The following is a 9650-nucleotide window of genomic DNA, read 5'->3' as shown; positions in this document are numbered from 1 at the left end:
CAAGCCTTTGCTGCTGGTGTATCTATCTGTATGCCTTTTTAGGCAACAAAAAAGCCAGCATCAGCTGGCTTTTGATGTCACGCAGGGCGATTAGCTTATTTATAAAAAGCTTCAACCTTGCCTTTGACTGTCATTAACAGGGGCTGGCCGCGACGGTCCAGTGCTTTTGGTGCCGGGAATTTTACCCAGCCTTCGCTGATACAATATTCTTCTACGTCAAAACGTTCTTTGCCGTTAAACAGAATACCAATCTCATGTTCAAAAATTTCTGCCACATAAAACGGGCTACGTGGGTGAACACTCAGGCGGTCTGGTAAAGCTGGGCGTGTGCTGTTGTCGGTCATGATAAAAGTCTTTGCTGAATAAAAAGTGCGCCATTGTAGGCAAAGCGCGCTTTGGGCTCAAGAGTGGCGGGTGGAAATATGCCACGGACGGACTGGTGTAACAGCGGTTATTGATCATATGCTGCGATGTTTTTTGTCAGTAAGGATTGTGGTGTTGTTATGAGATGGATTTTCCTGTTATTTCTGTTGCTGTTCGCTTTTGTCGGCAATTTTTTTGTATTTGAACATTTTTCTTTGCTGCGCATGGCGCTTGGGGTTGCCACTAACATGGGGATGGTTGCGCTGTTATTGATATGGCAAGCGGCGTATTTTTTGTCCGGAGTGCAGCGAGCCCGCAGGCAGGTTGTGGGTCACGCCTGGATCATGCTGGCGATTGCAATAGTTGTTATAGCGGTGGGCGCTGATATTGTTTTGCATAATAGTTGTGAATATCTGCTAACAGACGTTAAAGAAAATAGCCTTAAGAATCAGCTGCTGGGTTATGTATTATCCGGCGGTTATTGTGCTGAATTGGGGGTGGTGATGATAGGGCTTGGGATTTTTATTGGCTGGCCCAGCCTTCGCCTTTTTTACCGGTTGATTGCTTCTGGGGATAAGGTGTTTTGAATCTTTTGGTTAATGGAGTCTTTGCTTTTTATGGTTAGATGACATGTGCAAGAGCTACCCCCATAGTTGAAGCATTAAAAAGAGATAAAAAGCCCTGATACAAGGGTTATTTACGGGTAAGATACGGGTACGCATTAATTAAAAGGAGTTTATCAGTGTCTGTTAAAGTGTTTATTAGTTACTCCCATAAAGATGAATCGTTTAAAGATGACTTAATTGAGCATATGGCGGGCTTAACTCGTTCTGGAGCTATATCAGAGTGGAATGATAGGAAAATTCTTCCAGGTCAAGATTGGAGTTCAGAGATCTCTGATAATTTAACTAACTCTCAATTAATTCTTTTTCTGATAAGTTCATCATTTATGAGCTCAGAGTACTGTTTTAATGTGGAAGCTCAAAAAGCTCTCGAATTACACAAAGCAGGTAAGGCAAAGCTAATTCCGATTGTTATTCGTCCGGTAGATTGGGGGGGGTCCGAATTAGCCACTTTACAGGGGCTACCCAAAGACGCAGATCCAATTTCTTCATGGAGTGATTCAGACGCTGCTTGGCTCAACGTGATTAAAGGCATAAAAAATTGTATAGCTGAGTTCAAACCTAAGCAGGATGTTGCGATTAAACCAATAGCTAATTTGGAATCTATTCAATTAGCAGACTCAATGATCCAATGGATGGAAGATACAGAAATTGTGTTGACACATCGAAAGGTTGATAAAGTTTTACTTTCAGATATTTATACAATTCCTGACTTGGAAATGGACGATAACAGACAAAACGATTTGAGAGTGTTCCGCTCTGCTGATTTTGTTTTTAGAGACAATGAAAAATTAATAATTTGTGGAGAAGAGCAACAAGGAAAAACTTCACTATTAAAATTTTATTTCAAGTTAATGTTAAAAAGTGGCCTTCACCCTATAATAATAAATGGGGATAAAATTAAAGATGCTAACGTTGAATTCGTTATAGGAAAAGTGCTGAAAGAACAGTATATAGGTGTGGACTATCAGACCTTTGTTTCAAGCAAAAATGCAGTCGTTTTGATTGACAATATTGATGAAGTTACATTAAATAAGAAATTTAGAGGCAAATTTCTAGATGATTTAAATAATATATTTTCTCGATTGATTTATACTGCACAGTCTTCCTTTTCCTTCGTTTTAAGTGAAACACCTTCGTTAGACGGCTTCATAAAAGTAGACATTCTTGGGCTTGGAAATAAAAAGCGTGAAGAACTCATTCAGCGTTGGATATCATTAGGAATCGAGCAAACTATTACTGATGAAGAGCTTTACAGGTATTGCGATGAGTTAAAAGAAAAACTTAACTCGGTTGTGAAAAAGAATATAGTCCCTTCAAAGCCCATTTATGTTTTAATGCTTCTTCAGATGTTTGAGGCCCACTCAAATTTGAACTTAGAACTATCTTCCCATGGTCATTGCTACCAGCAGCTTATCTACCAAACATTTAAAAATGCGAAGATCAATGATCGAGATTTCGAAAAATACTTGAATGTATTAACGGAATTGGCTTGGTGGATTTTTAAAAATGAATCAAACCCGAACGAAAATCAATTGGACGATTTTTTTAAAAAATATAAAGAAAGTTACTTGCTTAATGATACGGATACGGTGCTTAGGAAATTAGTTGATAATTGTATCTTAAGCAAGAAGGAATTTAAAACCGGATTTAAATACCCTTATATTTACTATTTTTTTGTTGGTAAAAAAATTGCAGAATCCTATGCTGATGACACCGAATGCAAGGCGATGGTTCTCAAACTATTACAAGGCTTACATAGAGAAGACTTTGCGAATATTATCATATTTATTACGCACCATACGAAAGACTCATGGGTGCTTACCGAAATTAACTTGGTATTAGACGATTTATTTGTAGAACAAAATCCTGCATCCTTAGACAAAAATCAGCTGTGCTATATGGATGATTTCATGAAGCAAATACCCGAATTGGTAATAGAACAGCGTGAAATACAGCAAGAAAGAGACAGATACAATGAAAAGCTCGATCTGACTGAAAGAGAAGAAGTTACAAATGAAGATTCCGATGGTTTAGATGTTCTCGCTAATATAAACAAAACGTTTAAGGGAATGGAGATTGCCGGTCAGATAATAAAAAATAGACATGCTTCTCTTAAGATAAAAACTCTCTCTGAACTCGCAAGTAATGGAATAATGTCTGGTTTAAGATTTCTCAGCTATTTTATTGCGATAACCGATGTAGCAAAGAATGAAATTGTTAAAGTCATTTCAGCACACCTTTCTGATAATCCTTCATTGACTGACAGAGAGATGGAAAAACTTGCAGAGAATGCCTATTTGCATATGACATACGGTGTAATTAATGGAATGATTCGGAAAATCGCAACCTCTGTCGGCTCAAAAGAAGCAATACAAATTTACGATTTGATTGCGAGCGAAAACCCAACTCCAGCACTCCAATTACTCAAGCAGTCAATTGATTTGCACTTTAATAAGCGAATCGATATCAAAAGTATTTCTAAATGTGTAGAGGACTTAAGTGGAAATTTTGTTTGTTCAAGAATTCTAAGGGAGTTAGTAGTTCAACATATCTACATGTTTCCGGTTGAATATCAAGAAAAGCAACAGCTCTCCAAGTTGCTAGGTCTTTCGGTTAAAGGACAGCATTTGATTGAGCAAAAACAAAAAAGGATTAGATAGAATTGAACTACAGCAGATAAAAAGAGCAGTTTTCAAAAAACGCAGCAAAAGCTGCGTTTTCTATAACTGTGTAGTTAGCATCATTTACTTGCTGCTAAGTGTAGCTCCAGCCTCATGCCACTTGTTACATCTCAATATACTGCGGCCAGCCCAGCAATGGGTTTTGCATACCTTGTTTATGTTCAAAAGCATCCAGCTGTTCTGGTGAAGCGTTGGCTAATGCCTTTTCGCGGTATTTCACCGCAAAGTTCAGAGTTTTGAGCAGCGCTTGTGCAAAGTTTTGCCCTATATCGGGGCGGATGGCTTCGCTGATGCCGGGCGGGAGTTCGGCCAGGGCTACTTCGGTTTGCAGCTGTAAATAAGCCACGTCAAACCAGCGGTCCTGTAATTCCACCTGGCGGATGCGCTGTTTTAAGTCCTGTTTTACTTTGCTGTGGCCGCAAACCACACGGTAAATCACCACTTCGGCCAGCATGGCTTCCAGGTTAAAGTGCTCAAAAGGGTCGAGCACTGTTTGCTGGAAAAACTGCTGTTTCAGCACAGTGATGGCATTGCGGCGGTTGGCTTCCAATAGTGCATTTTGATAAATCTGCCAGCCTTGCCACTCTTCGGCGTCCGGCGGGCTGGAAATATCATTGAGCAGCTGCTCGTCCACCTCACCAAACAGCGATTTACGGTTGGGTTGTTTGCTGCTGACCGTAACCAGCATGCTCCAGCCTTTTTGAAAAGGTTTCATCACGCTGTCGGGGCTGGTCAGCAGTTGCAATGCTTTTTGCATATCCTGACCGCTGAGCTCTGCCAAACCTAAACTAATCACACCAATCACATCGTGAGCGGCTTGCTCCAGCAGGTGCATTTTGTATTTGTTGTAAAACTTATCGGCAAATTTCAGGCTCATCAGCACAGCTTTGCTTTTAATTTGCGCCAGTTCAGCATTGCTCAGTTGCTGCTGTTCCTGCGCCTGTCGCAGCACTTTGCTGAAAAACGGGCCTTGATTGCTATCGCGTATGGCTAACTGCATGGCAAACCTTAATCCAGAAAACTAAACATCTCGTCCACTTCGGCGTATTCGTCGGTGGCCTGATTTTTCTCTTTGGCTTGCATCACCAGCTCAGTGGCAAACTTATTGATAATATTTTCCCAGCCGGAGTTCTCGTTGCGGATCAGGCTTTTAATCGACTGTTCCACTTCTGGGGTCAGCTGGCGAATCAGCGCCAGTAAACTGCGTGGGTCGTCAAAACCCAACCCATGCACTTCTTCGTTTAAATGGCGTTCGGTGTAGCTCACCGCTTCTTCTAAATCCTGCTCTTCTTCGTGCAGAATGTCATGAATTTCGTCTTCATCTTCAATCACTTCACCGCGGTATAACTCGATAAAAGGAATGGACAGATAAAACAAACCGGCCGGATCTTCGGCAATACACTCGAGAATTTCGGCTTGTTTTTCTTCGGTTTCCTGAGTGCGGATCAGGTAAGTTAAAAAATCAAAAGTATGCTGTTTTAATTCTTCAGCGTTATTTTTGATTTTTTCTTCCCAATACAAAGGCTGCTGACACACGATGTCGCGGATTTTTTCCACTGTCATCAGCTCAGAAATAATCGAAGGGAAGGAAATATCGTGTTGGCTGTTAATTTGCGTCAGCGTTACAATGTCAATATTTTCAATGACTTCAACCAGCTGGGCGTCTGACATTGTATTGGCCATCAGCTCAAATCTTTTGCTGGCCTGCTTAGGTTCAACCACGGCCAGTTCTTTAATTTCCGCAACTGCAATCTCAATCAGACTATTCATCAGCGACCTTCCCGTTTAAAGGTAATTTCATCATATTGATCATCATAACCTTCTTCGTCTTCATCATCATGACCATCGTAATCGTCAGCTGCTTCGTCACGCTCGTCACTGTAATCTTCTTCTTCGTAATCTTCGTCATCATCCTGAGCGCCTTTGCTGCGTGGTGCCGGGGCTGCAGTTTCATTCGACAACATAAAAAGCACGGCACAGGCTTCAATCAGCAGGCTTTCGTTATAAGCACGAATGGTTTTTACCAGAGGTAAATCGGCGTTATTAAAAGCCACTGTGGTTTTAAAATCATCCCAGGCCGGGGCATTGCCGGTTTTTAACCACTGCGACCATTTTAGTTTGGCCTCACCCGGAAACTTCACCCGGCCATAGAGTGCCACCGGCAAATATTCCGGCACCGACTGCAGCATATCCGGTGCAGCCTGCAAAATGCCTTTAATTTGTTCAGTAAAAGCGGCCAGTGCTTTGGGCGTGTCCGGGTCGTTATAAGATTCAATGTTTTCATAAGCATCGCTTTTGAGTTGTTCCAAGCGTGCTGCGTTAAATTTCTGGCTCATGGTGGGTCCTGCTATGCTGTGTGCGACCAGCGCTGTGGCATGGTTCCGGCTGCGGTCTGTCCGCTCAAATCTGGTTTTGGCTGCTATTACTGCGGCGGATAATATTGCTCCCACAGCTCCTGCATGGCGGCTGTTGGGTCCGGTACTATCACGTTATTAAAATCTTTAATAAAAGCAGCACGTTGTTTGGGGTCTGACAAAACGTCATAAGCTTCTTTTACCCTTTGCAGCTGCACAACGGCTTGCTCTTTTTCATCTTCAGAGCTGTTTTGTAATTTATCCGGATGGTATTTGTTCGACAGCCTTTTATAGGCTTTTTTAATCTCTTCTTCGCTGGCGCTGGCTTTAACCCCAAGCACACGGAAATAGTTGATCATACAAGGTTCCTGCAGAGGGCGGACTGCATTGTTGCTGTTGCGATCGCGCTGACCGGTGAATGCGGCGATCATAGCAGAAAACCGGCCTTTATCAGCAGGCTAATCTGCGTCCATTAAACATTGTTGTAACTGGCTGACCGTTTCGACCACTTGCCAGGCGCCGGCAAAATCATAATGGCGGCAAAAGCTGTGTTTAAGCACCACACAACGTAATCCGGCGGCAATGGCGGCCTGCAGGCCGCGTGGTGAATCTTCCACGACGATAACCTGCTGTGGCGGCTGGCCGCTTTGCGCCAAACCGCGTAAATAAGGCTCAGGATGGGGTTTGCCCCGCAGCACCTCATCACCGGTCAGTACAAACTGAAAATATGGCAATAAGTTGCTGTGCCTGTGGATCAGCTCAAAATGCTGGCGATGTGCGCTGGTGACAATACCATGTTGATAACGCGGTTTGAGTTGTGCAAAGAGCGCCGCCATACCTGGCACAGGGGCAATACAAAGTTCACTGAGCATGGCGGCATAACGCTGGTTGCGCTTAAGCCGTAGTGGGGCAATTTCAGCTTCAGTCAGTTGCTGCGGCAATAAATGCCAGGCGCCGATGTTATCGAGTAAAAAACACTGGAAAAACTGCTGTTCGGTCAGCTCCAGACCCAGTGGCCGATAAAAGTCGCGGTTACATTGGTAATACAGCACTTCGGTATCAACCAGCACCCCGTCGTTGTCCCACAAAATAAAATTGGCCATGCTGCTGCCTGTGGCATTAAAAATTGTGGCGATTATTCACAGCAGTTTGTCGCAGCACAAGGGGGATGCGCCCAGCCGCCGGTATTTGCCGCTGTGGCCTGTGCCTGATCATTCATGCCTGACAGCTAAATCCTGGCTCATAAGACCCTGACCCCAAGTTACCGCTCACAAGGGGCCGACTTGCGTTTTTCTGAAAATCACCGACAATGCCGCCATTGCAGCACCCTTGCTTGCAGCAAGCTTTAAAAGGCCACCTGATGCAGATAATGCCAACCAAAATTCCTGATGTGTTGATATTACAACCGCGCGTTTTTACCGACGAGCGTGGTTATTTTTTGCAGAGTTTTCAGCAACAGCAATATGAACAGTTGTTATCGAGGCCGCTGAATTTTGTGCAGGACAACCATTCTCATTCCAAAGCCGGTGTATTGCGTGGTTTGCATTATCAGTTGCAACAGCCACAGGCCAAACTGATCCGGGTGGTGCAGGGTGAAATTTTTGATGTGGCTGTAGATTTGCGGCGTTCATCAGCCACTTTTGGTCAGTGGGTGGGGCAGCTGTTATCGGCAGAAAATCAGCAGCAGCTGTGGATCCCGGAAGGATTTGCCCATGGTTTTTTAGTGTTGTCAGAAAGTGCCGATGTACATTACAAAACCACAGATTATTACAACCCGGCTGCCGAGCGCAGTATCAGATTTGATGATGTACAGCTTGCTATTGACTGGCCGCTGCAGGGCTCCCCTTTGTTGTCGGCCAAAGATGCCACAGCGCCGGCTTTTGCCGACGCTGCCTATTTTGCTTAATGCTTGCAGCCTCTCGCTTCAGGGCTGATAGGTGACGGTAAATAAGGTTTTGGCGCCCGGCAAATGCCGTTGTGTTTCTTTATTAGCGGCTGTGATAAACACATGTGGAATCGCAGGTAACTGCGGTAATACCTGCATATAATCAAAAGGTTCCGGTGCTTTTTTCAACAGCAGGTGATCAGGCGTGCCGCCCAGTTCAATTTTCCGGTATTGATAAGCCGGGTATTGTTGCTGATACCAGGCCAGGATCTCAGTGGCAGACGCCGTTGAGGCAAAAGAAACGCCGGGTAGACTTTTGATACTCTGATCGCCGAATTGCACCATGCCCTGCGCCGGTAAATGCACCAGCACTTTACTGCCAGGATACATAGGTGCCGGAATATTGGCCGTGGTGCCCTGACTAGCGTTCACCAGCAGATCCACGTTCGAGCGCAGTTGTTTTATGCCTTCTTGCTGCAGTTTTTCTGTCAGTTGCTCAATCTGCATTTGTTCGGCGGCCGTTGGTTCCTGGTCGCCAATTTGGTCAAACAGCGCGGCCAGCTGAGTTTCGGCCGAAGATTGCTGTTGTTGTTGCTGAGCCTGTGCTGCCAGTTGTTCACACTTTTGTACTGCCGCTTTTGACACCCCGGTTTTTTGGATCAGCTGAGTTTTGACACATTGTTCACTGGGCATGCCATTGGCAGCGAGCGGGCATTGCTGCAAAGCACTGGCTAAATGTTGTTTTAAATTGCTGCTACTGACGCCGCTGCAGTTGGCTACCTGCTGTAATAAGCCGGACTGCTCGGCCATTTGTAATAACATTTGTTGTTGTGCTGCTGGCATCGTTTGGGCGCTGAGACTGGCAGAAAACAACAGCACTGTGCTGAGGCCGAACATTGGTAATAACAAAGTTTTGAACTGATACATATCGCTATCTCCTTGCTGCAAAAGTGAAAAACACAGTATCTGGCAGTTCGCTGACTATCGGATGAATAAACTCCGCCAAATTATTATTGTTTACATATTTGTTTACAAAATGTAGTCGCAGCATCATAGCCTGACTGTTATAACAGCAAAACTGGTTTTGAATGGCTCAACAAGGAATTGACATATGATAAAAAAAATCTTCTTGGTTGCCGCTTGTGTTTGTGCACTGCAGGTGCAGGCACAAAGTGGCGAAAAGGTATCGATGTCCAGCAGCGCTTATGATGGTAAATACAAAGCTGCACTGCGGATGGCTGAACACGAAAAAAGCGGTAAAGCTTTTGAACCTATGCTGGAATATGCCAAATATGGCGAAAAAACAGCACAATATCTGGTCGGAACTTATTATCTGGCTGGTATCGGCACCGAACCTAACCCGACCGAAGGTTTAGTCTGGCTGGGGGTGGCACTGGAGCAAAAAATTCCGGATTGGCAACGCCGTTACGACGCCCTGACCGCCAAGTTATCCGATGAACAGAAAAAAATGCTGGCAGATTTAACCGCTGAGCGAAAAAAACTCTACGGTGCAGAAGCACAGATGATGAAATGCCGGCTGGAAGCACCACAAATAGGCTCCAACATGCGGCAATTTGTTTGTGCCAAAGTGCGGGACTCCAATCAAAGGGTAACAGTGGTCAAATATAAAGAACCGGTTTAACCAACAAAATATACAACAAAAAAATGCCAGTTGTTTGACTGGCATTTTTTATTGTCAATTTAAAACCACCTCCTATGGAGGTGGTGATCGGCTCTGGGG

The 9650-nt window shown here is 44.2% G+C and carries 11 protein-coding genes; 4 read left to right on the top strand and 7 right to left on the bottom strand.

What is annotated here, in order from left to right:
* Positions 1-95: 95 nt before the first annotated feature.
* On the bottom strand, positions 96-344 hold the full coding sequence (locus V7P87_RS05840) for a DUF3297 family protein (protein WP_152920612.1): 249 nt from the start codon (positions 342-344) through the stop codon (positions 96-98).
* A 126-nt stretch (positions 345-470) separates the two neighbouring features.
* Here V7P87_RS05840 and V7P87_RS05835 point away from each other — a divergent pair, with 126 nt between their 5' ends.
* The gene (locus V7P87_RS05835; RefSeq protein WP_333796591.1) at positions 471-950 is read left to right on the top strand and encodes a hypothetical protein; all 480 of its coding nucleotides are present in this window, start codon (positions 471-473) and stop codon (positions 948-950) included.
* A gap of 155 nt (positions 951-1105) precedes the next feature.
* On the top strand, positions 1106-3649 hold the full coding sequence (locus V7P87_RS05830) for a toll/interleukin-1 receptor domain-containing protein (protein WP_333796590.1): 2544 nt from the start codon (positions 1106-1108) through the stop codon (positions 3647-3649).
* Positions 3650-3773: 124 nt separating this feature from the next.
* Here V7P87_RS05830 and atcC read toward each other — a convergent pair whose 3' ends face one another.
* The 5 genes from atcC to V7P87_RS05805 all read right to left on the bottom strand — a co-directional run bounded on the left by atcC (position 3774) and on the right by V7P87_RS05805 (position 7127).
* Positions 3774-4670 carry a cold adaptation protein AtcC gene (atcC, locus tag V7P87_RS05825; RefSeq protein ID WP_333796589.1) on the bottom strand — a complete coding sequence of 299 codons (897 nt, stop codon included), beginning with the start codon at positions 4668-4670 and terminating at the stop codon, positions 3774-3776.
* Positions 4671-4678: 8 nt separating this feature from the next.
* Positions 4679-5440: a cold adaptation protein AtcB gene (atcB, locus tag V7P87_RS05820; protein ID WP_296294197.1), complete on the bottom strand. Its 762-nt coding sequence runs from the start codon at positions 5438-5440 to the stop codon at positions 4679-4681.
* The gene (gene atcA / locus V7P87_RS05815; RefSeq protein WP_333796588.1) at positions 5440-6006 is read right to left on the bottom strand and encodes a cold adaptation protein AtcA; all 567 of its coding nucleotides are present in this window, start codon (positions 6004-6006) and stop codon (positions 5440-5442) included. The genes atcB and atcA overlap by 1 nt, the downstream gene beginning before the upstream one ends.
* A gap of 86 nt (positions 6007-6092) precedes the next feature.
* Positions 6093-6383 carry a cold adaptation protein ActJcold adaptation protein ActJ gene (gene atcJ, locus V7P87_RS05810; RefSeq protein WP_333796587.1) on the bottom strand — a complete coding sequence of 97 codons (291 nt, stop codon included), beginning with the start codon at positions 6381-6383 and terminating at the stop codon, positions 6093-6095.
* Between the two features lie 99 nt (positions 6384-6482).
* Positions 6483-7127: an HAD family hydrolase gene (locus tag V7P87_RS05805; protein WP_333796586.1), complete on the bottom strand. Its 645-nt coding sequence runs from the start codon at positions 7125-7127 to the stop codon at positions 6483-6485.
* A 257-nt stretch (positions 7128-7384) separates the two neighbouring features.
* Between V7P87_RS05805 and rfbC the strand changes: the two genes are divergently transcribed.
* Positions 7385-7930: a dTDP-4-dehydrorhamnose 3,5-epimerase gene (rfbC, locus tag V7P87_RS05800; protein ID WP_333796585.1), complete on the top strand. Its 546-nt coding sequence runs from the start codon at positions 7385-7387 to the stop codon at positions 7928-7930.
* Positions 7931-7948: 18 nt separating this feature from the next.
* On the opposite strand, the gene V7P87_RS05795 is transcribed toward rfbC, so the two are convergent.
* Positions 7949-8836, bottom strand: a complete 888-nt coding sequence (locus tag V7P87_RS05795) for a hypothetical protein (RefSeq protein WP_333796584.1) — start codon at positions 8834-8836, stop codon at positions 7949-7951.
* A 184-nt stretch (positions 8837-9020) separates the two neighbouring features.
* Here V7P87_RS05795 and V7P87_RS05790 point away from each other — a divergent pair, with 184 nt between their 5' ends.
* Positions 9021-9551 carry a hypothetical protein gene (locus tag V7P87_RS05790; RefSeq protein WP_333796583.1) on the top strand — a complete coding sequence of 177 codons (531 nt, stop codon included), beginning with the start codon at positions 9021-9023 and terminating at the stop codon, positions 9549-9551.
* The last annotated feature ends 99 nt before the right edge of the window (positions 9552-9650 follow it).

The organism is Rheinheimera sp., from assembly GCF_036782235.1.
In the GTDB taxonomy this organism is placed as follows: Bacteria; Pseudomonadota; Gammaproteobacteria; order Enterobacterales; family Alteromonadaceae; genus Pararheinheimera.
Note: the sequence above shows the minus strand (reverse complement) of the source record. Positions and strands in the feature narration are given on the sequence as shown.